General features: G+C 65.4%; 18 protein-coding genes. 1 reads left to right on the top strand and 17 read right to left on the bottom strand.

Annotated features, from left to right (window positions below; all coding sequences use genetic code 11):
* Together CFY91_RS00660 and CFY91_RS00655 are read right to left on the bottom strand one after the other, a co-directional pair.
* The coding region (locus CFY91_RS00660; RefSeq protein WP_093984401.1) for an Hsp70 family protein at window positions 1–1106 on the bottom strand (1106 nt) is incomplete at its 3' end.
* 42 nt (window positions 1107–1148) lie between these two features.
* A complete protein-coding gene (locus CFY91_RS00655) occupies window positions 1149–1862 on the bottom strand; it encodes a VC0807 family protein (protein WP_093984400.1) in 714 nt (237 codons plus the stop codon).
* A gap of 162 nt (window positions 1863–2024) precedes the next feature.
* Between CFY91_RS00655 and CFY91_RS00650 the strand changes: the two genes are divergently transcribed.
* Complete coding sequence (locus tag CFY91_RS00650; RefSeq protein WP_093984399.1) at window positions 2025–2795, top strand: substrate-binding periplasmic protein; 771 nt, start codon at window positions 2025–2027, stop codon at window positions 2793–2795.
* Between the two features lie 23 nt (window positions 2796–2818).
* On the opposite strand, the gene tyrS is transcribed toward CFY91_RS00650, so the two are convergent.
* The 15 genes from tyrS to CFY91_RS00575 all read right to left on the bottom strand — a co-directional run bounded on the left by tyrS (window position 2819) and on the right by CFY91_RS00575 (window position 25101).
* Entirely contained in the window at window positions 2819–4036 is a 1218-nt protein-coding gene (gene tyrS / locus CFY91_RS00645; protein ID WP_093984398.1) for a tyrosine--tRNA ligase, read from the bottom strand.
* Between the two features lie 175 nt (window positions 4037–4211).
* Window positions 4212–4910, bottom strand: coding sequence for an urea ABC transporter ATP-binding subunit UrtE (gene urtE, locus CFY91_RS00640; protein ID WP_093984397.1), 699 nt, complete (start codon window positions 4908–4910; stop codon window positions 4212–4214).
* Window positions 4911–4996: 86 nt separating this feature from the next.
* The gene (gene urtD, locus CFY91_RS00635; RefSeq protein WP_093984396.1) at window positions 4997–5836 is read right to left on the bottom strand and encodes an urea ABC transporter ATP-binding protein UrtD; all 840 of its coding nucleotides are present in this window, start codon (window positions 5834–5836) and stop codon (window positions 4997–4999) included.
* The gene (gene urtC / locus CFY91_RS00630) at window positions 5833–6924 is read right to left on the bottom strand and encodes an urea ABC transporter permease subunit UrtC (RefSeq protein ID WP_093984395.1); all 1092 of its coding nucleotides are present in this window, start codon (window positions 6922–6924) and stop codon (window positions 5833–5835) included. Before urtC ends, urtD begins: the two co-directional genes overlap by 4 nt.
* The gene (urtB, locus tag CFY91_RS00625) at window positions 6924–8492 is read right to left on the bottom strand and encodes an urea ABC transporter permease subunit UrtB (RefSeq protein WP_093984394.1); all 1569 of its coding nucleotides are present in this window, start codon (window positions 8490–8492) and stop codon (window positions 6924–6926) included. Before urtB ends, urtC begins: the two co-directional genes overlap by 1 nt.
* Window positions 8493–8641: 149 nt before the next feature.
* Entirely contained in the window at window positions 8642–9907 is a 1266-nt protein-coding gene (gene urtA / locus CFY91_RS00620) for an urea ABC transporter substrate-binding protein (protein WP_093984393.1), read from the bottom strand.
* Window positions 9908–9940: 33 nt separating this feature from the next.
* Window positions 9941–10663, bottom strand: coding sequence for a GntR family transcriptional regulator (locus tag CFY91_RS00615; RefSeq protein ID WP_093984392.1), 723 nt, complete (start codon window positions 10661–10663; stop codon window positions 9941–9943).
* A 1-nt stretch (window position 10664) separates the two neighbouring features.
* Window positions 10665–14294: an urea carboxylase gene (gene uca / locus CFY91_RS00610; RefSeq protein WP_093984391.1), complete on the bottom strand. Its 3630-nt coding sequence runs from the start codon at window positions 14292–14294 to the stop codon at window positions 10665–10667.
* Window positions 14295–14426: 132 nt separating this feature from the next.
* Entirely contained in the window at window positions 14427–16235 is a 1809-nt protein-coding gene (atzF, locus tag CFY91_RS00605; RefSeq protein WP_229727213.1) for an allophanate hydrolase, read from the bottom strand.
* 173 nt (window positions 16236–16408) lie between these two features.
* Complete coding sequence (locus CFY91_RS00600; protein ID WP_308809874.1) at window positions 16409–19144, bottom strand: hybrid sensor histidine kinase/response regulator; 2736 nt, start codon at window positions 19142–19144, stop codon at window positions 16409–16411.
* Between the two features lie 104 nt (window positions 19145–19248).
* Window positions 19249–20535 (bottom strand): phosphoribosylamine--glycine ligase, encoded by a 1287-nt coding sequence (purD, locus tag CFY91_RS00595; RefSeq protein WP_093984389.1) that lies wholly within the window; start codon window positions 20533–20535, stop codon window positions 19249–19251.
* 88 nt (window positions 20536–20623) lie between these two features.
* Entirely contained in the window at window positions 20624–22231 is a 1608-nt protein-coding gene (gene purH / locus CFY91_RS00590; protein WP_093984388.1) for a bifunctional phosphoribosylaminoimidazolecarboxamide formyltransferase/IMP cyclohydrolase, read from the bottom strand.
* A 104-nt stretch (window positions 22232–22335) separates the two neighbouring features.
* Window positions 22336–22656 (bottom strand): DNA-binding transcriptional regulator Fis, encoded by a 321-nt coding sequence (gene fis, locus CFY91_RS00585; protein WP_093984387.1) that lies wholly within the window; start codon window positions 22654–22656, stop codon window positions 22336–22338.
* On the bottom strand, window positions 22653–23651 hold the full coding sequence (dusB, locus tag CFY91_RS00580) for a tRNA dihydrouridine synthase DusB (protein ID WP_093984386.1): 999 nt from the start codon (window positions 23649–23651) through the stop codon (window positions 22653–22655). Before dusB ends, fis begins: the two co-directional genes overlap by 4 nt.
* A 130-nt stretch (window positions 23652–23781) precedes the next feature.
* Window positions 23782–25101 carry a DUF3426 domain-containing protein gene (locus CFY91_RS00575; RefSeq protein WP_093984385.1) on the bottom strand — a complete coding sequence of 440 codons (1320 nt, stop codon included), beginning with the start codon at window positions 25099–25101 and terminating at the stop codon, window positions 23782–23784.
* Window positions 25102–25163 lie beyond the last annotated feature (62 nt).

Here is a 25163-nt window from a genome sequence, read left to right as displayed (position 1 = left end):
TCCAGTGCCGTACCGGCGCTGGCCAGCAAGCCCTGCACGGTGTTGGCAATGCGCTGCAGCGGTGCTTCGATGGCCTGCTCGAACAACGCGCGGCTCAGCTCGGCCTGCAGCCCCTCTTCGATCTGCCCAAGCGCGATGACCTGCTGCGCACTGTGCCCCAGGTCGATCTTGCGTGCTTCCACCTGCAGGGCCAGCCAGTGGCCTTCGCGGCGCTCCAGCAGGCGCAGCAGGCGGTCGATGCCCTGCGGTTGCTGGCAGTCGTAGCGCAGGCTTTGCAGGGCCAGGCGGGTTTTCTGCGTGTAGAGCGCGTTGATGGTGTGCCAGGTGGCCAGGTTCAGGTGGTAATGCGTCGGCATCAGCGCGGCGCTGTGCATGCGGCTGCCGTAGCCGAACAGCGGCATCACGCCGGCCAGTGACAGTTGCTTGTCGAAGTCCGTCCCGCCGATATGCAGGCCATCGCTGGCCAGGATATCGCTGTCCCGGCAGCTGTCCTGGCGGCGGGCCGGCGACAGGCGCAGCAGGGAAAAGTCCGACGTGCCGCCACCGATATCGACGATCAGTACCAGCTCCTCACGGCTGATCTGGCACTCGTAGTCGAAGGCTGCGGCAATCGGCTCATACTGGAAACTGACCTCGCGAAAGCCCAGTTGCCGGGCGACGTCCTGCAGGGTATCGGCGGCCTCACGGTCGGCCTGTGGATCATTGTCGACGAAGAACACCGGGCGTCCCAGCACCACCTCAGTGAAGCTGCGTCCGGCGGCCTGTTCGGCGCGGCGCTTGAGTTCACCGAGGAACAGCCCCAGCACCTGGCGAAACGGCATGGCACTGCCCAGCAGCGTGGTTTCGCTGGCCAGCAGTTTGGAGCCGAGCAGACTCTTCAGCGAGCGCAGCAGGCGCCCTTCATAACCGTCCAGGTATTCGTCGAGGGCCTGCCGGCCATAGGCCGGACGACGTTCCTCGTTGTTGAAGAAGATCACCGAAGGCAGGCTGCATTTGTCGCCTTCCAGCGGCAACAGGCGGCTGGCCTGCGGGCCTTGCCAGCCCACGCTGGAATTGGACGTGCCGAAGTCGATGCCCAGCGCGCGGGCGGGAAGAGGGCGTGACATGCGCGGCTCCTGCGGAAAAAGCCGCGCAGTGTAGTGGCTGGCTCAGGACTTGTCGCGGTGCTGTTCGGCGAGCATTTCTTCCAGGCTCAGCCCGGTCAGGCCACGCAGGGTGCGCCACAGGTAGTAGAACACGCCAATCAGCATGACCATCGAGGGCAGGGCGATCATCGGGTAACTGAGCAGGGTCATGCGCCCCAGTTCGGCATTGAAGGCTTCGCTGCCGGCCGGGCTGGTGACCAGCCAGCGCGCCAGGATGTAGTTCATGGCCGCGGAAAAGAAAAACGTACCGCTGAGCAGGTAGGTGGCCTGCTGCAGGCGTTGCTCGAAGCGCAGGCGCAGGCCGCGCCGTTCGAGGATGGCTTCGATGCGTACGACGTCCAGCAGCTTGTCGTTGAACAGCAGGGTACGGATCAGCGGATAGCGGGTGCGCGTGGAGAGCAGCACGGCGATGCCAATGATCGCCGGTACGGCGGCTTCCTTGACGGCCAGCCACTGACTGTCCAGTTGCAGCAGGCCGATACCGCCGGTGAGCAAGACGCTGACCAGGCCGAGCAGGGCAATGAAGTTGAAGCGACGCTTGCGCCACAAGTCCAGTGCGCCCCAGCCGAAGGGAAAGGCCAGCGCGAGGAGCAGTGCGCCGTCGGCACCGAGGCGTTCCGGGCTGCTCAGCTTCATGAGAATCAGCGAGGGGATGACGATGCTGATCAGCAGGTCGACCAGCGGGTTGTTCTGTTCGGAAGAGCGTGGCGCAGACATGGGGAACTCGGTTGACGGGTAGGCTGGCGGCATGATCCCGTGTGTGAAGCCGGGCGGCAAGACTGCTGGCAGTTTGCTGGCAATAATTGCGTTGTCGGCCAGGCTTCTATACTGCTGTCCATGGCAAAATAACCGACTGTTGATCCTGCTTGTGGAGTCGTCATGGCTGCTTTGCGCTGCCTTCTGTTGCTGCTGTTCGCGCCTGTGCTGCAGGCAGCGGACGTGCTGCTGCTGAGTGAGGAAAATCCACCGCTGAACTTTACCCGCGCCGGCCAGCCCAGCGGCTTTAGTGTCGAACTGGTGCGCCTGCTGGCGGCACAGGCTGGTGACCGCGCGGAAATTCGCATGGAGCCGTGGACCCGCGGCTATAGCCGGGCCCAGCGAGAGGCTGGGGTAGGGCTGTTTTCCACGGCGCGCACGCCCGAACGGGAAAGCCGGTTTCAGTGGGTTGGGCCGTTGATGCAGGCGCGTACCTGTTTCTATTCGCGGCGCGTTGACAAGCTGCGGGTCGACAGTCTGGAGGATGCCCGGCGCCTGCGTCGGCTGGCCCTGCCGCGCCAGTGGTACAGCACCGACTACCTGCTGGCTCAGGGCTTCGACAACCTGTTCACCGTCGCATCCCAGGACAAGATGATGCACATGTTCGCCCTGGGGCGCGGTGATCTGATCGTCGCCAGTGATATCGCCGTGCCGCAGTTGCTGGGGCTGCGCAACCTGCGCATGGAAGACGTGCAGCAACAGCACTGCTTCATGGAACATGAGTCCTACCTGGCCTTCTCGCCGCAGACCGATACGGCCCTGGTAGCTCGCTGGCAGCAGGCGCTGCATACGCTGTACCGTGACGGGCGCTTTCAGCACAGCTATCGCCGCTGGTTTGCCGATCGCCCGCTGGGACCACGCCTGGAGGCCGTCCTTGGCCAGGTGACACGCTAGGCGGTGTCTGTGGTTGCCTTGGCTTAGCGCAGCTGCAACTGCCAGTGGCGTTTCTTGCCCAGACTCAGTGAGTAACCATCGAGGTTCGCCGGCAGGGGCGTGTCAACATCCGTCACGCGCGTGTCGCGCAGGCGGATGCCGCCGCCCTGGGCCAGGCGTCGGGCGGCGCTCAGCGAGCTGACCAGGCCGTTCTCCAGTAACAACTGGGCCAGGCTCAGGCTTTCCTGCAGGCGTGCCTGGCTGACCTGCAGCGCCGGCAGCTGATCGGCCTGCCGGCCCTGGGCCGCCTGACGCGCCTGCTGCTGGGCCTGTTCGCCATGAGCCAGGCGCGTGGCCTGGTCGGCCAGGATGATTTTCGCCTGGTTCAGCTCGGCGCCCTGCAGGGCGGCCAGGCGGCGTACTTCGTCCATCGGCAGTTCGCTGAACAAGGCCAGGAAGCGCCCGACGTCACGGTCATCACAGTTGCGCCAGAACTGCCAGAACTCGAAGGGTGATAGGCGTTCGGCATTCAGCCATACCGCACCTTGTGCCGACTTGCCCATCTTGCGGCCATCGGCGGTGGCCAGCAGCGGCATGGTCAGGCCGAACAGCTGTGGTCCGCCCTGGCGGCGTGCCAGCTCTACACCATTGATGATGTTGGCCCACTGATCGGCACCGCCCAGCTGCAGGCGGCACGCATGTCGCCTGGCCAGTTCCACGAAGTCGTAGGCCTGTAGCAGGGTGTAGCCGAACTCCAGAAAGGACAGGGAATGCTGGCGTTCCAGGCGCTGGCGGATGGCTTCGAAACCCAGCAGGCGGTTGATCGAAAAGTGCCGGCCGACCTGTTCAAGAAAGGCCAGGTAGCCCAGGCCGTCGAGCCATTCGGCGTTGTCCACCAGCTGTCCCAGGTGGCCATCCAGTTGCAGGTAGCGGGCAAAGCAGCTGCGGATGCCGTCGATGTTGCGGGCAATCTGCGTGGCATCGAGGAGCGGCCGGCTGCTGTCCCGGAAACTGGGGTCGCCGATGCGCGTGGTGGCCCCGCCGATCAGCAGCAGCACCGGATGGCCGGCCCGTTGTAGCCAGCGCAGCAGCATCAGCCCCTGCAGATGGCCGACGTGCAGGCTGTCGGCGGTGGCGTCGAAGCCCAGGTAGCAGGTCAGTGGGCCTTCCGCCAGCGCCTGGCGCAGGCCTGCATGGTCGGTGCACTGGTGAATGAAGCCGCGCTCTTCGAGTACGGCCAGCAGGTCTTGGTGAGCAGTCATTGCAGGTCTCCTTGGGGGGAATGCCGCCTGGGAGACCGGAACAGAATGCATGCCGAGCCGCCTCAGGCGGTCGGATGCAGCGCAGCGCCTACCACCTACGAGAGCAGGTAGTAGTAATACGCGGCGATGGGGGTAATGAACTGTGGCATGGCCGTTAGTCTAACGCCCTTGTGCTTCAAATGGCCACCAGGTTGCGAACGCCCTCCCGGGCCATGTCTGCGCCGCGGCCTTGCTGGATGATCTCGCCGCGGCTCATCACCAGGTAGTGGTCGGCCAGTTCGGCGGCGAAGTCGTAGAACTGCTCGACCAGCAGGATGGCCATATCGCCACGCTCGGCGAGCTTGCGAATCACCGCGCCGATCTCCTTGATCACCGAGGGCTGGATGCCTTCGGTGGGTTCGTCGAGGATCAGCAGGCGCGGCTGGCTGGCCAGCGCGCGGCCGATGGCCAGTTGTTGCTGCTGGCCGCCGGAGAGGTCGCCGCCGCGGCGCTGCTTCATCTCGCGTAACACCGGGAACAGCTCGTAGATGAACGCCGGGACTTCCTTGGCCTGGCTGCCGGGAAAGCGTGACAGGCCCATCAACAGGTTCTCCTCCACCGTCAGGCGGGCGAATATCTCGCGTCCCTGCGGCACGTAGGCGATGCCGGCCTGCACGCGCTGGTGCGGTTTGTAGCCGGTGATGGCCTGGCCTTGCCAGTGCACGCTGCCGTCGTCTGCCGGAATCAGGCCCATCAGGCACTTGAGCAGAGTGGTCTTGCCCACGCCGTTGCGGCCGAGCAGGCAGGTGACTTCGCCGACCTTCACGTCGAACGACAGGCCGCGGAGGATGTGGCTGCCGCCGTAATATTGATGCAGGCTGTTAACTTCAAGCATGGCTCTTTTCCTTTGCAAACCGCGGAAGGCTCGAGGCCGGACGGAAAACGGACGTCCTCGTCCAGCCTGCAGCGCTTTATTCGGCGTTATCGCCCCAGATAAACCTCGATGACGCGTTCGTCGTTCTGTACCTGCTCCAGCGAACCTTCGGCCAGCACGCGGCCCTGATGCAGCACGCTGACGTGGTCGGCGATCGAGCCGACAAAGCCCATGTCATGTTCCACCACCATCAGGGCGTGCTGGCGGGCCAGGGACTTGAACAGCTCGGCGGTGAATTCGGTCTCGGCGTCGGTCATGCCCGCTACCGGCTCGTCGAGCAGCAGCAGGTGCGGCTCCTGCATCAGCAGCATGCCGATTTCCAGAAACTGCTTCTGGCCGTGGGACAACAGGCCGGCCGGTCGGTGGCGCGAGGCCTCCAGGCGGATGGTCTGCAGCACCTCGTCGATGCGCTCTTTCTGCTCGCCTGACAGGCGCGCGCGCAGGCTGGCCCACACCGATTTGTTGGCCTTTTGCGCCAGTTCCAGGTTCTCGAACACCGAGAGGGCCTCGAACACCGTGGGCTTCTGGAACTTGCGACCGATGCCGGCCTGGGCGATCTGCACTTCGCTCATGGTGGTCAGATCGTACTGCTCACCGAAGTAGGCCGTGCCGCTGTCCGGGCGGGTCTTGCCGGTGATCACGTCCATCAGGGTCGTCTTGCCAGCGCCGTTGGGGCCGATGATGCAGCGCAGTTCACCCACGCCGATATACAGCGTCAGGTCGGTCAGCGCCTGGAAGCCATCGAAGCTGACATTGATGTCCTCCAGGGTGAGCAGCGTGCCATGACGGACATTGACGCCCTTGCCGACGGTCTTGCCTGTATCCAGCGCCGCACCGGGAATCAGGTGTGCCGGCAGCAGCGTGGGGGCCAGGGGAGTGGTCTTCATGGGGTGGGCTCCTTGCGTAGCAGGCCTACCACGCCTTTGGGCAGGAACAGGGTGACCAGGATGAACAGTGCGCCCAGGGCGAATAGCCAGTATTCGGGGAACGCCACGGTGAACCAGCTCTTCATGCCGTTGACGATACCGGCGCCAAGGAGTGGCCCAAGCAGCGTGCCGCGCCCGCCCAGGGCCACCCAGACGGCGGCTTCGATGGAGTTGGTCGGCGACATTTCGCCGGGATTGATGATGCCCACCTGCGGCACATAGAGCGCGCCGGCCAGCCCGCAGAGCACCGCACTCAGTACCCAGATAAACAGCTTGTAGCCGCGCGGGTCGTAGCCGCAGAACATCAGGCGGTTCTCCGCGTCGCGCAGTGCCGTCAGCACCCGGCCAAACTTGCTGCGCGCCAGGACAAAACCCAGGTACAGACTGCCCAGCAACACGACCAGCGTGGCCAGGAACAACGCGGCACGCGTGCCTGTTGCGGTGATGTCGAAGCCGAGGATGCGGGTAAAACCGGTAAAGCCGTTGTTGCCGCCGAAGCCGGTTTCGTTACGATAGAACAGCAGCATGCCGGCAAAGGTCAGCGCCTGGGTCATGATCGAGAAGTACACGCCCTTGATCCGCGAGCGGAAGGCGAAGAAACCGAACACCAGGGCCAGCAGCCCAGGTGCCAGCACCACCAGGCACATCGCCCAGAGAAAACTCGAGGTGCCGTACCAGTACCAGGGCAGCTCCGTCCAGGCCAGGAAGCTCATGAAGGCCGGCAGTCCGTCACCGGCGCTTTGGCGCATCAGGTACATGCCCATGGCATAGCCGCCGAGGGCGAAGAACAGGCCATGGCCCAGCGACAGCAGGCCGGCATAGCCCCACACCAGATCCAGTGCCAAAGCGACGATGGCGTAGCAGAGAATCTTGCCGACCAGGGTCAGGCTATAGGCCGAGATGTGCAGGGTGTGCTCGGCCGGCAGCAGGTGCAGCAGCGGCATGGCGACGAGAATGGCCAGCACCAGCAGGCCAAGAACCAGCGAAACCTGCGGGCCGAGTTTGGCCGTGGCGCGGGCCAGCAGCGTTTGATTGAGTGCTTGAGTCATCAGTCGATCCCCCGTCCCTTGAGTGCGAAGAGGCCCTGCGGACGCTTCTGGATAAACAGAATGATCAGCGCAAGGATGAGGATCTTGCCCAGTACGGCACCGATCTGCGGTTCGAGGAATTTGCTCAGCACGCCCAGGCCGAAGGCGGCACTCACGCTGCCGGCCAGTTGGCCGACGCCGCCGAGCACCACCACCAGGAAGGAGTCGATGATGTAGTTCTGCCCCAGGTCCGGCCCGACGTTGCCGATCTGGCTCAGGGCCACGCCGCCGAGGCCGGCGATGCCCGAGCCCAGGCCGAAGGCGAGCATATCCACCCGCCCCGTTGGCACGCCGCAGCAGGCCGCCATATTGCGGTTCTGGGTGACGGCACGCACGTTAAGGCCCAGGCGGGTCTTGTTGAGTAGCAGCCAGGTGAGCAGCACCACAAACAGGGCGAAGCCGATGATCACCAGGCGGTTGTAAGGCAGTATCAGGTTGGGCAGTACTTGTATGCCGCCAGACAGCCAGGCCGGGTTGGCCACCTCGACGTTCTGTGCACCGAAGGTGACGCGTACCAGCTGGATCAGCATCAGGCTGATGCCCCAGGTGGCCAGCAGGGTCTCCAGCGGGCGGCCATACAGGTGGCGAATCACCGTGCGTTCCAGCGCCATGCCGATGCAGGCGGTGACCAGGAAGGCAACCGGCAGGGCGGCCAGCGGGTAGAGGGCCAGGGCTTCCGGGGCATGGCGCTGGAACAGCAGCTGCACCACGTAGGTGGTGTAGGCACCGAGCATGAGCATTTCGCCATGGGCCATATTGATCACCCCGAGCAGGCCGAAGGTGATGGCCAGGCCGAGTGCCGCCAGCAGCAGGATGCTGCCCAGGCTCAGGCCGCTGAACGCCTGGCCGAGCAGTTCGCCGAGCAGCAGTCGGTTGTTGACCTGAGCCAGGCTCTGCTCGGCAGCGGCGCGCACCGCCGTGTCGCGTTCCTCGCCGCCCAGCAGGCCTTCCAGGCGGGTGCGCGCCAGCGGGTCACCGGTCTTGCCGAGCAGTTGTACGGCGGCCAGGCGTACGCTCGGGTCCGTGTCCGCCAGCTGCAGGTTGGCCAGCGCCAGAGCCAGGGCAGCCTGCACCGATTCATCGCTTTCTACGGCCAGGCGGCTTTCCAGCCAGGGCAGCAGGGCCGCTGGCGTGTTGCGTTGTAGCTGGCGGGCGGCGGCCAGGCGCAAACGGCTATCGGCATCGAGTAGCTGATGACTGGCCAGGGCTACGCTGAGCAGGCCGCGCAGGCGGTTATTGAGGCGCAGCTTGCGCGGCGTGCCATTGGCCGTGGCTGTGCCATCGGCGGCCTGCCAGGTGCCAGCCTGCTCGATAAAGGCGCGCTTGTCGGTATCGCCGCCGATGCGGTTCTGTTGCAGTGCCTGCAACAGCGCCAGGCGTTCAGGCTGTGGTGCGGCGGCCCAGGCCTGCAGCAATGCGGCCTGCTTGCCGGGATTGGCGGCGACAAAGGCATCAGCCTCGTCAGCCGACACGGCCAGCGGCAGTAATAGCAGCAGGCTCAGCAGAATTCGGGTAAGGGCAGTGGGCATGAGTGGCCCTCGAAGGAGAGAGACGATTGAAGGCGCTGCAGGCTGGGCGAGGTTGACTCCCCGGCCCGCAGCGTTTTGACGGTTGACGCGGCGCGGGAGGCCGAGGCGCTGTGTTCACGCTCCGCCTCGAGCCCCCGACGCTTGTATCGTCAGTTGCTCTTCACCGGGTGATCCGGCTTCTGGTCATTGCCTTCGATGAACGGGCTCCACGGCTGTGCGCGGATCGGTCCATCGGTTTCCCAGACCACGGAGAACTGCCCGTCCTCCTGGATCTCGCCGATCATCACCGGCTTGTGCAGGTGATGGTTGCTTTCATCCATCTTCAGCGTGTAGCCACTGGGTGCGGCGAAGGTCTGTCCATAAAGAGCTGTGCGTACTTTGTCGACATCCGTAGTGCCGGCCTTCTCCACGGCCTGCGCCCACATGTGGATGCCGACGTAGGTGGCTTCCATCGGGTCATTGGTCACTGCCTTGTCGGCGCCGGGCAGGTTCTTGGCCTTGGCGTAGGCCTTCCACTTGCTGACGAACTCGCTGTTGACCGGGTTTTCTACCGACTGGAAGTAGTTCCAGGCGGCCAGGTGGCCGACCAGCGGCTTGGTATCGATGCCGCGCAGTTCTTCCTCGCCCACCGAGAAGGCCACCACGGGTACCTCGGTGGCGTCCAGGCCCTGGTTGGCCAGTTCCTTGTAGAAGGGCACGTTGGAGTCGCCGTTGACAGTGGAGATCACTGCGGTCTTGCCGCCAGCGGCGAATTTCTTGATGTTGGCCACGATGGTCTGGTAGTCGCTGTGGCCGAAGGGGGTGTAGACCTCCTCGATGTCTTTCTCGTCGACGCCCTTGCTGATCAGGAAGGCGCGCAGGATCTTGTTGGTGGTGCGCGGGTAGACATAGTCGGTACCGAGCAGGAAGAAGCGCTTGGCCGCGCCGCCGTCTTCGCTCATCAGGTATTCCACCGCCGGGATGGCTTGCTGGTTAGGTGCGGCGCCGGTGTAGAACACGTTGGCTGACAGCTCTTCACCCTCGTACTGCACGGGGTAGAACAGCAGGCCGTTGAGCTCCTCGTAGACCGGCAGCACGGACTTGCGCGACACGCTGGTCCAGCAACCGAAGGTCACCGCGACCTTGTCCTGGGTCAGCAGTTGACGGCCTTTCTCGGCGAACAGCGGCCAGTTGGAGGCCGGGTCGACGACGACCGGCTCCAGCTGCTTGCCGAGTACGCCGCCCTTGGCGTTGATTTCCTCGATGGTCATCAGCGCCATGTCCTTGAGCGATGTTTCGGAAATCGCCATGGTGCCGGACAGTGAGTGGAGGATGCCGACCTTGATGGTTTCGGCGGCCTGGATGGTCCACGACAGCCCCATGGCGGCGACGGCGGAGGACAGGGTCAGAGCCTTGATCAGTTTGCGACGTTGCATGGTGATGCTCTCCAGTGACGGATGGTGTGGGTACTACGGAAGGGGCGCGGCACTGCGCTGGCGGGCGCTGTGCAGCATGTGCAGGGTGATCTTGCGTACTTCCGCCTTGCTCACCTCGATGTGGGTGCGCAGCAGGCGTTGGGCCTCTTCGTTGCGCCGCGAGAGGATCGCGCCGAGGATCTGTCCGTGTTCGGCGTAGGTCGCCGCCACCCGCGGGCCCTGGGTGAAGTCCAGGCGCCGGATGATGCGGATCTTCTCGCTGACCTCGGCATGCAGGCGGGCCATCTCGCGGTTGCCGGTGGCTTCCACCAGTTGGCAGTGGAAGCGCTCGTCGAGCAGCGACACCGCACGGCCGTCCTGCAGGCGCTGGCTTTCCTCGACCAGCCAGGTGCGGCGCAGCGCTTCCAGGGGCGCAGGCAGTTCGCCCGGAGCGCGCTCGCAGAGGCGCCGCACGGCCTCCAGTTCGAGCACGATGCGTACCTCGTAGAGTTCCTCGAAGTAGTGAAAGTCGAACGGACGCACCTGCCAGCCGCTGCGGAAATACACCTCCAGGTAACCCTCGCGCTCCAGGCGATAGAGCGCCTGGCGCACCGGCGTACGGCTGACCGCCATGCGCTCGGCGACCTCGCCTTCGCTGAAACGATCACCGGGCAGCAGGCGAAACTCGAAGATGTCGTCCTTGAGCTGCTGGTAGATGCGCTCGGCGAGATTCTCCGGGCGCTCGCGCGGTGTCCTGGCAGGGCTGACCAGTTGCATGTCAGGCGGCCTCGGTGGGGGTCAGCAGGAGCAGCGCATCGCCGGGGGTCACCGCCTTGCCGGGGGCGCAGCGCACGGCCTTGACCGTGCCGGCGACCGGCGCAGTGACTGCCAGCTCCATCTTCATCGCTTCCACCACCAGCAGCGGGGCGCCGGCCTCGACGTGCTGGCCGGGCTCGACCAGGACTTTCCACACGCTGCCGCTCATCTCGGCGCTGACCAGATGGCCGTCCAGATCCAGCTCCTCCTGGGCGATGACGGCCTGCGGGGCGGCACTGGCCGGATCATCGTCCTGCCACAGCTGCACCTCGGCCTCGAAGGCGGCCTTCTGTCGCGCCTGGAAGTCCGCGATGGACTCGGCGTGCTCGGCGAGGAAATGCCGGTACTCGGCGAAATCGAACTCGCCGTGCTCGATGCGGATCTGCGCGCGGCCCTCGCGGAAGGCCTCGCGAAACGCGTCCAGTTCGGCCTCACTGACCGGGTAGAAGCGCACCTGATCGAAGAAGTGCAGCAGCCAGGGCTGGCCATCTGCGAACTGGGCGTTCTTCACGAACTTGTTCCAGATCGGCAGGGTGCGCCCGACCAGCTGGTAGCCGCCGGGCGAGTCCATGCCGTAGATGCACATGTACATGCCGCCGATGCCCACGGTGCCTTCGGCGGTGTAGGTGCGCGCCGGGTTGTACTTGGAGCTGAGCAGGCGGTGGCGCGGGTCCAGCGGTACCGCGCAAGGGGCGTCCAGGTAGACGTCGCCGAGGCCGAGGATCAGGTAGCTGGCGTCGAACAGGATGTCCTTCACCTCGTCGCGATGGGCCAGACCATTGGCGCGTTGAATGAAGTCGACGTTGTTCGGCAGCCAGGGTGCCTCGCTGCGCACCGTTTCGCGGTAGCGCTGCACGGCTCCCAGCGTGGCGCTGTCCTCGAAGGCCATCGGCAGGTGGACGATACGGCTCGGCACCTTGAGGCTGGCGACGTCGCCGAGTTGTTCTTCCAGTTCGAGCAGCCGGGTGAGCAGCGCCTGCTGGTGCAGCACGCGGCTGTCATAGCGCAGTTGCAGCGAGCGCACACCGGGGGCGAGTTCTTCCAGGCCGGCCAGTGGCGCGGCCTTGAGCGCTTCCATCAGCAGGTGCACGCGCAGGCGCAGGGCCAGGTCGAGCACGTTGTCGCCGTATTCCAGGAGGATGTAGGCATCGCCGGCCTGGCGATAGACCACGCGCGGCCGGCTGCCCGCTGCCGGCAGCTCGGCGAGGATGGTGGCCGAGGTGCTGGCGCCGGGAAGCAGGCTCGGCGCCGGCAGTTTCACTGCGCTGACCGCAGCCAGTGCCTGCAGGCTGCCCAGCTGCGCCTGCTCCAGGCTTTGTGCCTGCTGGAAACTGATGGGGTGAAAGCGCAGTCGGTCGCCGGGCTTGAGCTGGCCGACTTTCCACAGTTCGGCCTTGGCGATGGTCACCGGGCAGACGAAACCGCCCAGGCTCGGGCCGTCCTGGGTGAGGATCACCGGGAAGTCGCCGGTGAAGTTGATCGCGCCGATGGCGTATTCGCAGTCGTGCACGTTGGAGGGGTGCAGGCCGGCCTCGCCGCCGTCGGCGCGGGCCCAGCTCGGCTTGGGCCCGGACAGGCGCACGCCGAGGCGGTTGGAGTTGTAGTGCACTTGCCACTCGGCGGCGAAGAATGCCTCGATGGACTCGGCCGTGAAGAAGTCCGGTGCACCATGCGGGCCATAGAGCACGCCGATGTCCCAGGTGTTGCCGTAGACCGGGATCAGGCTGGGGTCGACGGCCTGCGGCAGGGCCTCGGGGGTTGGGGTGGTGCAGGCGGCCAACTCGGGCTGGGAGATGGCCAGCATGTCGGCCGGGCGCAGGGTACGCCCGGCATGCCCGCCGAACTGGCCTAGGGCGAAGGTCGAGCGGCTGCCCAGGTACAGCGGCACATCCAGACCGTTGCGCACCGCCAGGTAGGTGCGGCAACCGCTGGTCGCACGGCCTAGCTTGAGCAACTGGCCGGCCTTGACCGTGATCGGCTGCCAGTAGGCCACCGGCTCGCCGTCGAGGCTGGCCGGACAGTCGGCGCCGGTCAGGGCAATCAGCGTGTCGCTGTGAAAGCGCAGGGTCGGGCCCTGCAGGGTGAACTCCAGGCCGGCGGCGCTGGCATGGTTGCCGACAATCCGGTTGGCCAGGCGGAAGGCGAAGTTGTCCATCGGCCCGGACGGCGGCACGCCGATGTCCCAGTAACCCAGTCGGCCGGGGTAGTCCTGCACGCTGGAGTGGGTGCCCGGCTCGATCACCTCGATCACCCGGGCGTGGAAGGCGAAGTCGTCGAGCAGGCGGGTCCACACCTCGCCCTTGGCGAAGCGCTCGTCGGCCACCACCTGGCGCAGGTAGTCGAGGTTGCTGGCGATGCCGTGCAGGCGGGTCTCGCCCAGCGCGCGGCGCAGCTTGGCGATGGCTTCATCGCGGCTGGCACCATGCACGATCAGTTTGGCGATCATCGGGTCGTAGAAGGCCGAGACTTCGCTGCCGGTACTGACCCAGCCGTCGACGCGCACATCGTCGGGGAAGTGCACTTCGCTGAGCACGCCGGGGCTGGGCTGGAAGTTCTTCAGCGGGTCCTCGGCGTAGAGGCGCACCTCGATGGCGGCGCCCTGCGGGGCGCGGCGCAGTACGGCCCAGTCGAGTTCGTCGCCGGCTGCCACGCGCAGCATGCACTCGATCAGGTCGAGGCCGGTGACGGCCTCGGTGACCGGGTGCTCGACCTGCAGGCGGGTGTTCACTTCGAGAAAGTAGAAGTCGTCGCGGGCGGCGTCGTAGATGAATTCCACGGTACCGGCGCTGCGGTAGGCAACCGACTCGCCGAGCTGCACGGCGGCGGCATGCAGGCGCTCACGGGTAGCCTGCGGCAGGTTGGGCGCCGGGGTTTCCTCGACCACCTTCTGGTTGCGCCGCTGCAGCGAGCAGTCGCGTTCGCCGAGGGCGACGACGCGGCCGGTACCGTCACCGAAGATCTGTACCTCGACATGCCGGGCCTGGTAGACGAAGCGTTCGAGGAACACCCCAGCATCGCTGAAGAATTGCTCGCCCATGCGCTTGACGCTGTCATAGGCGCTGGCCAGGGCTTCGGCGTCGGCGCAGCGGGTCAGGCCGATGCCGCCCCCACCGGCGGTGGTCTTGAGCATCACCGGGTAGCCGATGCTCTCGGCGGCGGCCAGGGCTTGTTCCAGGCTGTCCAGCAGGCCGGTGCCCGGCGCCATCGGCACTCGGGCCTCGCCGGCCAGTTCGCGGGCGCGGTGCTTGAGGCCGAATTCGCGGATCTGCGTCGGAGTCGGGCCGACGAAGGCGATGCCGGCGGCCTCGCAGGCTTCGGCAAACTCGGCGCTCTCGGAGAGAAAGCCGTAGCCGGGGTAGATGGCCTGGGCGCCGGTTTCCTTTGCTGCGGCGAGAATCTTGTCGATGCGCAGGTAGCTGTCGGCCGGCTTGTCGCCGCCGAGGGCGATGGCGATGTCGGCGTCACGCACGTGCTGGGCATTGCGGTCGGCGTCGGAATACACCGCCACGCTTGTCACGCCCAGGCGCTTGAGGGTGCGGATGGCGCGAACGGCGATCTCGCCACGGTTGGCGATCAGGACTGTTTCAAACATGGGAAGCCTCCGTGGCGAGATCGCCGTGGCGGGCTGCACCCACCCGGCACTTTGACTGCGTCGCTGCGCCGCTTTGCGGCTGGTCACCCCGGTTGGCGATCAGTACGGTCTGGAACATGGACTATCCCTTCCTCAGTTCTTGGCGGTTTGCAGGCTGGCTAGATAGGCGCGCCAGCCGCCGAAAGCAGTGATGTCGCGCGCGCCTTGCAGGGCGTAGGGCTCGCAGATGAACCCCTTGACCCAGCGGCCGTCGGCCAGCTGCAGGTTGCCGATGCCCAGCGGAGGCGGGATCTCGGCGACGAACTCGCCGAAGCGCGCCTGCGGCACGTCCCACAGTTCGACGATGATCTCTGCGCCGTCCTCGGTGACCCGTGCCAGGCCTGGCTTGGGCGGCACGCTGCCGGGCAGTGCGTAGAGGCGGTAATGCGCGGCGCTGGTGGTCTGCTCGACCAGTACGGCATTGCGCGTGGTGAGCTGGAAGTTCAGTGGCATGCCGGTCAGGTGCGCGCCGACTACGGCCACCCGTACGCTGCCCGGCGCCGCTGTATCGTCGCTGGGTTGTTGGGGAAGCGGCTGGCCGGTGGCGCCCAGAGGCAGGCCGCTGGCCTGCTGCCAGCGTTGCCCGAGCGCGGCCAGCGCCTGGTCGTGCCAGGCCGGGGCGATCAGGGTGATGCCGGCCGGCAGGCCGTCATCGCGGAAACCGGCGGGCAGCGCCAGGGCGCACAGGTCGGCGAGGTTGGTGAAGTTGGTGTAGGTGCCGAACTGGCTGTTGAACAACACTGGCTCTGCCTGCATCTCGGCCAGCGTGCGGAGGGTTGGCGAGGTCGGCACCACCAGGGCGTCGAAGCCGGCCAGGAGGTCATTGATCTTCCGGCTCAGCTCGGCGCGGATGTACTCGGCCTGGTAGGCGTCGCAGGCGCTGTAGGTGTGGCCGTTGTCGACGATGCCGCGCACCACCGGGTTGATATGTGCAGGATCAACGCCTTCCAGCGCCACCGTGCGTTCGGCGACCCAGGGGCCGTAATAGAGTTGCTCGGCCAGTTGCTGGAAGGGCGCGAAATCAATCTCTTGCAACTCGGCGCCCAGTTCGCGCAGCCCGCCCAAGGCGGCCTCATAGACGGCCTGGTTCTGGCTGTCGCCGAAGAACTCGGGATTGCTTGGCACCGCCAGGCGCGGCTTGGCCGGCATGCCGACCTTGGCGCTATTGGGGTTCTTGCGGCTGTAGGCATCGGCAGCGTCGTAGCCGCCGGCGATGGTGGCCACGGCCAGGGCATCGGCCACGGTCAAGGCGAATACCGAGATGCAGTCCAGCGTCTTGCAAGCCGGCACCAGGCCGCTATTGGGCAGCCAGCCCTTGGTTGGCTTGAGCCCGACAATATTGTTGAAGCCCGCCGGTACGCGGCCGGAGCCGGCGGTGTCGGTGCCCAGGGCGAAGGGCACCAGGCCACGCGCCACCACGCTGGCCGAGCCGGAGCTGGAACCGCCGCTGACGTAATCCGAGTTGAAACTGTTGGGCACCGCGCCATACGGCGAGCGGGTGCCGACCAGACCGGTGGCGAACTGATCGAGGTTGGTCTTGCCGATCAGGATGGCGCCGGCGGCGCGCAGGCGGGCGACCACTGTAGCGTCGGCCTTGGCTGCATAGGCGAACTCCGGGCAGGCGGCGGTGGTGCTCCAGCCGGCGGCGTCGATATTGTCCTTGATGGCAAAGGGGATGCCGTACAGTGGCAGCTGGCTGATTTCGCCATCCACGGCGGCCAGGCGCTCTTGCAGCTGATCCAGCTGGCTCTGCAGTTGTTGTGCGCTAGCCAGGCTGATCCAGGCCGGATCTTCGGCGCGACAGGCGGCCAGCAGTTCCGCGAGCACGCTGGGGTGCAATTGCTGGCTACGGTAGGCCTGTTGCCAGTCGCGCAGGGTGAAAGCTGGGAGGGCGTGGGACATGCTCTGCAATTCCATCTTGTATCCAAGTGACAAGATGGCTTGAGCAAGGGCAGTGCCAGGTTTTTAAAGTCTAATTAATTCAGTGGTTTATGTGATTTTTTGGTGGCGGGAGAGGCGGTATGCCAGGGAGGGATGCACTGCGCTGGGGCCTGTCTGCCTGCTGCTGGTGCGTGTCAGGCCTGAGGCGGGTGTTTCTGCGCTATCCAGTGGGCGAGTAGTTCACGCAGCTGCAGCAGCTCGACGGGCTTGGCCATGTGGCCATCCATGCCTACAGCCTGCGCGTGTTCCTTGTGCTCGCTGAGCACGTGGGCGGTGACGGCGATGATCGGGGTGCGTGGCGCACCGGTTTGCGCTTCCCAGGCGCGGAGCCGCTCGGTGGCCGTAAAGCCATCGAGCACCGGCATCTCGCAGTCCATCAAGACCAGGTCGTAGTGCTGGCGCTGCATGGCCTGCAAGGCTTCCTCGCCATTACTGGCGGTATCCGGCTGCAGGTTGAGTTTGGCCAGCATGCCGCGGATCACCTTGGTCGAGATGCTGTTGTCCTCGGCCACCAGCACCCGGAAGTCACTGGGGATTTCCAGCGCGGTGGGGGCTGGTTGCTCGCTGGCTGCCGGGCGTTGGCTGAGCTCATCGGCGAGGGTCGCGCGCAGGGTATAGCCGGCCACGGGCTTGGCCAGCACCCGGCGAATACCCGCATTACGGGCGTTGACCTTGCTCGGTGCCTGGCTGACGCCGGTCAGCATGATCAGCAGGTTGTCGCGGCTGAGATAGCTGTCTTCCTTGATGCGTGTGGCCAGTTGCAGGCCGGACATGCCGGGCATTTCCTGGTCGATCAGCACCAGGTCGAAATACTGGTTGAGCTGGGCACGCTTGCGCATCATGGCCAGTGCCTCGGTGCCGGAGCTGGCGCAACTGACCTGCATGCCCCAGCCGCTGCATTGTTGCTGGAGCACCTTGCGGCAGGTGTCGTTATCGTCCACCACCAGCAGCTGCGCGCCTTGCAGTGGGCCGCTGAGCAGGCTGGCACTCGGCTGGCTGGCTGGGTGGCGCAATGGCAGGCTCAGCCAGAGGGTATTGCCGCGTCCGCTGCCAGGCTGGATGCCAAAGTCGCCGCCCATCAGACGCAACAGTTGGCGGGCAATGACCAGGCCGAGACGGCTACTCAACTGTGGGTGGCTGAGCAGGTCCTTGCTGTGCGGCGTATCGCCGAGCAGTGCCTGGCGCTCCTCGTTCGGCAGGGCCTGGCCGCTGTCCTGCACGGTAATGCGCAGGCAGGGCGGTGTCTGCTCGTCGAGGGTTGCCAGCAGCAGCACTTCACCGCCCTGGGTGTGCCGGAAAGCATGCTCCAGCAGGCTGAGCAGGGCCTGGCGCAGGCGCGCCGGATCGCCCTTGATGACCTGCGGAACCTGCGGCTGCATGAAGCTGATCAGCTCCACCTGCTGCAGTTCGGCCTTGCTGCGGAACACGTCCAGGCAGTCCTCGAACAGCGCGTTGAGATCGAACTGCACTTCGTCCAGTTCGATCTGCCCGGACTCCAGGCGAGAAAAGTCGAGTATCTCGTTGAGCAGGCCGAGTAGTTCATTACCGGCGCTGTGGATGGTTTGCACGTAGTCGCGTTGCTTGGCAGACAGGGCGGTATCCAGCAGCAGCTCGGTCATGCCCAGCACGCCGTTCATCGGGGTGCGGATTTCATGGCTGATGTGTGCGAGGAACTCGGCTTTGGCGCGTAGTTCGGCACGATTGGCGGTGCGTGCCCGGCTATGGCTGAAATCGCTGTGCAGAATGCGCCGCTGTCGCTCGCTGAGCGCCATGCTGAGTAAAAAGTGGCTGGCGATGGCGCTGGCCAGCAGGCCGCCGAGTAGCGTGGCGCTGGATACGGGCCAGTAGCCGAGGAAAGCCGGGCTGGCTATCAGCAAGCTGCTGCAGAACAACAGTTGTGCCAGGGTGAACAGTCGTGCCGGGCGATAGCCATGGCGCCAGTGACTGAAAGCGATGCTCAGCATGCACAAGGTGCCGAGTAGCACCAGCAGGAATAGCCACTGCTCGGCCAGCAGATCGCCGGCCTGGATCAGCATGGCCAAGGCGACGATGATGCCGGCTGCTGCCAGCCAGCGCTGGCCGTATTGCTCGGCACAGACTTGATGGAAAAAGCTGCGGGTGAACATCAGGCTGCAGCCCAGGGTAACCAGCACCAACAGTTCGCTCAGGCTGGCGTGTAACCAGGCCCAGTCAGGATGGGGGGCGGGCAGCAGTCCGAACAGGCTGGCGCAACTCAGCAGCAAGCCGCCCTGTGCGGCGCTCAGCCACAGGCCGCAGCGGGTGCGAGCATAGGCATAACGCACCAGGTTGTAGAGGATCAACATCACGCAGGCCCCCAGCAGCATGCCCAGCAGCAGTGGGTGTGGCTGGCTGTCGACCAGTTGGCTGGCTTCTGTCAGTTGCAGGGTAGGGCGCAGGCTGTGATTGGCGGCAAGACGCAAATACAGTTCGGCCGGTGCCTGCAAGGGGGGGAGGTTGAACAGGTAGTCCGGGCCTGGCTGGGCATTGACGGGCTGGCGTGGGCGCTCACCGGCGCTGAGTTGCAGCAGTGCCTGGTCGTCTTGCACGAGATACAGGTCGAGCTGTTGCAGTTGTGGGGCAAACAGACGGAGTAAGCGAGTCTGCTCGCTGGCCGGCAGGCTGACCTGCAGCCAGAGGCTTTTGTCCCGTCCAGGCATGGCAAGCTGCTGCAGCGGGGTGTCGCTGAACTGGACCTGGTAGCGTGAACTGCGAATGTCCTTGAGTTGCAGTGTGTTGTGTTCGTCCACCAGGCTACGCCAGTGCAGGGCATCGGCCATGGCCGGCAGGCTGCTGCTCAGACAGAGCAGCAGGCAGGCAAGTAGGCGGAGGGCTGTGCTGGGCCAGTGCACGGTGATCAGAGTCCTTTCCCGGGTAAAGCGCCGCTGAGCGGCATGGCTTGCTGGAACGCAGTGGCTGGCAGCATGGCACAGCCACTGATGTTCGAGTAGCCCCGTTAGTCCTGCTGCTCGCGGGCGATGGCGCGGTAGCCGATGTCCTTGCGGTAGAAGCAACCGTTCCAACGGATCTGCTCGGCCAGACGGTAGGCCTGCTGCTGGGCTTCGGACACCGTGCGGCCGATAGCGGTAGCGCAGAGTACGCGGCCGCCGGCGGTAACGATCTGGCCGTCCTTCAGGGCGGTACCGGCATGGAACACCTTGCCGTCGATTTTCGCTGCGGCGTCCAGGCCTTCGATGACCTCGCCCTTGGCGTAGTCGCCTGGGTAGCCGCCAGCGGCCAGCACCACACCTACGGTCGGACGCGGGTCCCAGGTCGCCTCGACCTTGTCCAGCGCCTTGGCCAGGGCGGCCTCGACCAGCAGAACCAGGCTCGACTCCAGGCGGACCATGATCGGCTGGGTTTCCGGATCGCCGAAACGGCAGTTGAACTCGATGACTTTCGGAGCGCCGCTCTTGTCGATCATCAGCCCGGCATAGAGGAAACCGGTGTAGACGTTGCCTTCGCTGGCCATGCCGCGCACGGTCGGGTAGATCACTTCGTCCATCACCCGCTGGTGCACGTCCGGGGTGACCACCGGAGCCGGCGAGTAGGCGCCCATGCCACCGGTGTTCGGGCCGCTGTCGCCGTCGCCAACGCGCTTGTGGTCCTGGCTGGTGGCCATCGGCAGCACATTTTCGCCGTCGACCATGACGATGAAGCTGGCTTCTTCGCCGTCGAGGAATTCCTCGATTACCACGCGCGCGCCGGCATCGCCGAAGGCGTTGCCCGAGAGCATGTCGCGCACGGCTTCTTCGGCCTCGGCCAGGGTCATGGCGACGATCACGCCCTTGCCGGCGGCCAGGCCGTCGGCCTTGACCACGATCGGTGCGCCCTTCTCGCGCAGGTAGGCCAGCGCCGGCTCGACTTCGGTGAAGTTCTGGTAGTCGGCAGTCGGAATCTTGTGGCGGGCTAGGAAATCCTTGGTGAAGGCCTTGGAGCCTTCCAGCTGGGCGGCGGCGGCGGTGGGGCCGAAGATGTCCAGGCCGCGTGAGCGGAACAGGTCGACCACACCCTTCACCAGCGGCGCTTCCGGGCCGACGATGGTCAGCTGGACGTTCTTCTCGGCGAAGTCGGCCAGCTGCTCGATGGCCAGCACGTCGATGGCCACGTTCTCGCACTTGGCCTCGGTGGCGGTACCGGCGTTGCCCGGGGCGACGAAGACCTTCTCGACGCGCTTGTCCTGCGCCACTTTCCAGGCCAGGGCGTGCTCGCGGCCGCCGCTGCCAATCACTAATACATTCATCGTTACAATCCTGCGTTGGGCTGGAGGCTGGAGGCTGGACGAGGGAGCAGCACTTTCGTCTAGCCTTCAGCCTCCAGCGGCTGTTCAGTTAGTGCCTAAAGTGGCGCATGCCGGTGAACACCATGGCGATCCCGGCTTCATCGGCCGCATCGATCACTTCCTGGTCGCGCATCGAACCACCCGGCTGGATCACCGCGGTGATGCCGACCTTGGCGGCGTTGTCGATGCCGTCGCGGAAGGGGAAGAAGGCGTCCGAGGCCATCACCGCGCCGGCCACCTGCAGACCGGCGTGCTCAGCCTTGATGGCGGCGATGCGCGCGGAGTTGACCCGCGACATCTGACCGGCGCCGACGCCGATGGTCTGGCGGCCCTTGGCATAGACGATGGCGTTGGACTTGACGAACTTGGCCACTTTCCAGGCGAACACCAGGTCATGGATTTCCTGCTCGGTCGGCGCGCGCTTGGTCACCACCTTGAGGTCGGCGGCGGTGATCATGCCGATGTCGCGGCTCTGTACCAACAGACCACCGTTGACGCGCTTGAAGTCCCAGCCGGCGGCCCGTTCGGCCGGCCACTCGCCGCATTCCAGCAGGCGCACGTTGGCCTTGGCTGCGACCACGTCGCGGGCGGCCTGGGAGACTTTCGGCGCGATGATCACTTCGACGAACTGACGCTCGACGATGGCCTTGGCGGTTTCACCGTCCAGCTCGCGGTTGAAGGCGATGATGCCGCCGAAGGCCGACTCGCTGTCGGTGGCGTAGGCCAGGTCGTAGGCCTTGCGGATGCCGCCTTCTTCATCGGTGGCCACGGCCACGCCGCACGGGTTGGCGTGCTTGACGATGACGCAGGCCGGCTTGACGAAGCTCTTCACGCATTCCAGCGCGGCGTCGGTGTCGGCCACGTTGTTGAACGACAGCTCCTTGCCCTGCAGCTGCACGGCGGTGGACACGCTGGCTTCGCCACGCTGGGCCTCGACGTAGAACGCCGCGCGCTGGTGCGGGTTCTCGCCGTAGCGCATTTCCTGGGCCTTGATGAACTGGCTGTTGAAGGTGCGCGGGAAGGCGCCACGCTCTGCGGTGGACAGGGTGTCGCGGCTCTGGTCAATGGTGCCCAGGTAGTTGGCGATCATGCCGTCGTAGGCAGCGGTGTGCTCGAAGGCCTTGAGGGCCAGGTCGAAGCGCTGGGCGTAGCTCAGGCCACCGGCTTTCAGGCTTGCCACGATGTCGGCGTAGTCGCTGGCGTTGACCACGATGGCCACGTCTTTGTGGTTCTTCGCCGCGCTGCGGACCATGGTCGGGCCGCCGATGTCGATGTTCTCGATGGCGTCGGCCAGCTCACAGCCCGGCTTGGCCACGGTGGCGGCGAAGGGATAGAGGTTGACCGCGACCAGGTCGATCGGCTTGATGCCGTGCTGCTCCATCACCGCGCCGTCGAGGGCGCGACGGCCGAGGATGCCGCCGTGGATCTTCGGGTGCAGGGTCTTCACCCGGCCGTCCATCATCTCCGGGAAACCGGTGTAATCGGCGACTTCCACTGCGGCGATGCCGTTGTCCTTGAGCAGCTTGTAGGTGCCGCCGGTGGAGAGGATCTCCACGTTCAGGGCAACCAGTTCGCGGGCGAACTCAAGGATGCCGGTCTTGTCGGAAACGCTGATCAGGGCGCGGCGAACGGGGAGACGGGTGGTTTGATCGGTCATAAGGATTCCATCGAAAGGTAGGCAACGCTGGAGGCTGGAGGCTGGAGGCTGGACGAGGGTGTCGCTTGTTCGTCCAGCCTCCAGCCTTGAACCTCCAGCGATTTTTAAAGTAGATCGTACTGCTTGAGTTTCTTGCGCAGGGTGCCGCGATTCAGGCCGAGCATTTCCGAGGCCTTGGTCTGGTTGCCCTTGACGTACAGCATCACCGACTCCAGCAGCGGTGCTTCGACTTCGGAGAGCACCAGGTTGTACAGGTCGGTTACCGAGGCACCTTCGAGGTGGACAAAGTAGTTGCGCAGCGCTTTTTCGACGCTACCGCGCAGGGTCTGGCCTTCGTCGCTGACCGCCTTGAGGTGCTGTTTCAGGTTGATGTTGTCGCTCACCGATGTGGCCCCATGCAAAAAGGTTTCGATCATCGTCGTCATGCCGCTACTCCTTCATCCCTGTTGTTCTGTTCGCGGAAAAACCGGCGAACCGCGCTGCATTGAGCGTCCGTACTGTCCAGACGATTGAACTGGGCGCGAAACTCCCCGGCGCCCGGCAGGGTTGCCAGATACCAGCCGACATGCTTGCGGGCGATGCGTACGCCCAGGTGCTCGCCGTAGAAGGCGTGCAGTGCAGTCAGGTGTTCCAGCAGGATGCTTTCGATTTCCCGGTTGTCGATCGTCGGGAGGTACTCGCCGGTGGCGAGGTAATGGTTGATTTCGCGGAATATCCACGGCCGCCCCTGGGCGGCACGACCGATCAGCAGGGCATCGACGCCGGTGTAGTCGAGGACCTGGCGGGCCTTGCGCGGCGAGTCGATGTCGCCATTGGCAAACACCGGAATCGACAGTGCCTGCTTGATCGTGGCGATGGTGTCGTACTCGGCCTGGCCGGTATACAGGTCGGCACGGGTACGGCCGTGCACGGCCAGGGCGCTGATGCCGGCGTCTTCAGCGATCTTCGCAATGCGCAGTGCATTGCGGTTGTTATGGTCCCAGCCGGTGCGGATTTTCAGGGTGACCGGTACAGTCACGGCGGCAACCACCGCAGCAAGGATCTCGGCGACCAGGCGCTCGTCGCGCATCAGCGCCGAACCGGCGGCCTTGTTGCAGACCTTCTTGGCCGGACAACCCATGTTGATGTCGATGATCTGTGCGCCAAGCTGGACGTTGGCACGCGCGGCATCGGCCAGCATCTGCGGGTCGGCGCCGGCAATCTGAATGCTGCGTGGTTCGTTTTCGTCGCGATGAATGAGCCGTTGCTGGGTCTTGCGGCTCTGCCACAGGCGGGTGTCGCTGGTAACCATCTCGGCAACTGCCATGCCCGCGCCCAGCCGCCGGCACAGGCGGCGAAAGGGCTGATCGGTCACGCCGGCCATGGGCGCGAGGATCAGGGGATTGGGCAGCCGGTAAGGGCCAATGGATACCGCCGACATGGGTCTTCCCTGCCTGTGGGCATGCGTGCGAGTGAACGGGGTGTCGAAAAGGCTGGCGATGATACCCGCTCTGGATGACTGGATAAAGATTGTTCTGCACAAAAACTAACCAGTCAGGTACTGCGCACTATCACTCCGGCGAATGGAAACTCAGGCTGTAGTTGACCGCCTGGGTGCCCGGGTCGAGGATTTCCAGCGACACGCGGATCGGCACCTGTGGCGGCATTTCGCTACGTCCGGCCAGTTCGCCGGCCAGGTACTCGCCGGGCTTGAAGCGTCGGCTGGCCAGCAACTGGCCCTGGATATCGGCAAAGCGCAGCTCCAGCAACGGGAAGGGCTGGGTGAAGGAGGCGCGGTTGTAGAGGATGGCGTCGACCACCAGGGCGTCAGGGAACTGTGGGTGACTGCGTACCACCAGGTTGCTGCTCTTGATCAATTCGATATCGACCTTGGAGGGCAGCGTGCAGCCCAGTTCCGGGCAGATTTGTTCGAACCAGGGGCGGTACTGATCCTGGCGGGCCAGTTCGGCGAAGTGATAGGTCACGTATTGCCCGGCCAGGGCACCAGCAGCCAGCAGGTTGAGCAGCCCCCAGCCGATCCAGCGACCCCATGGCTTGCTGGGGCGTTGCCAGTCGAGCTGCAAGGGCTCGTTGCTCAGGTCGAGCAGGCTGCCGGCGCGTAGCGAGGGCTCGTGGCGCGGGGTGTCCTGTTGCTCCTCCGCGGTGCTGTCGAGGCGGCCTATGCGCGGTTCGTCGGGTTCGCTGTCGAGGGCTTGGGCGGGCTCGTCAGCACTCGGTAGCTCGTCACGTTCGGCGCGTAGCGCCTCGCATGGCGCTTCGTCGGCCACGCTGCTGCTGTTGTCGTCGAGGAAGCTGGCGCGTGGCGCGCTGTCGCGCAGAGCCTGCTGGTCTTCGGCGGCGAGCAGTTCCGGCAGGGGCGTGCTCTGTGGCGCGGCTGTGGCGTCGTCGAGCAGGCGTGGCGCGGGGGGCGCGGCCGGGCGCAGGGCGAGGAAATCCTGGGACAGTTGCTGTTCGGCGGCCTCCAGCTTGGCCAGTTCTTCGTCGAGATCGAGACTGTCCAGATCCAGGTCGTCATGGATCCACAGGGTATCCAGCTTGCTGGCAGGCTTGCTGGATGGGGCGACGCCTGGCGATGCTGTCTGTGCAGGTGCAGGTGCAGGTGCAGGTGCAGGTGCAGGCACGGCTGTGCGAGCCGGCGACTGGCTGGTGGCTGGTTGCGCCGGGCTGCTTGTCGGCGTGGCAGTGCCGGGTGCCGCAGGGCGGGCCGGCTTGACCGCGGACACGGCTTCGCTGAGCAATTGCTGGGCGGCGTTGTAGACATGCAGACAGGCGCCGCAACGTACCGCGCCATTGGCGGCGCCCAGCTGTGCGCGGTTGACGCGAAAGCTGGTGCGGCAATTGGGACATTGGGTGACGAAACTGTCGGTCATGCGCGAGTCCGTGCAGAAAGCGGCGATACGATTGGGAGTGCTAGTCTGAAAGGAGCGCGTGC

Origin of the sequence: Pseudomonas fluvialis, assembly GCF_002234375.1 — a bacterium.
In the GTDB taxonomy this organism is placed as follows: Bacteria; Pseudomonadota; Gammaproteobacteria; order Pseudomonadales; family Pseudomonadaceae; genus Aquipseudomonas; species Aquipseudomonas fluvialis.
This window is presented reverse-complemented; position numbering and strand designations above follow the sequence as displayed.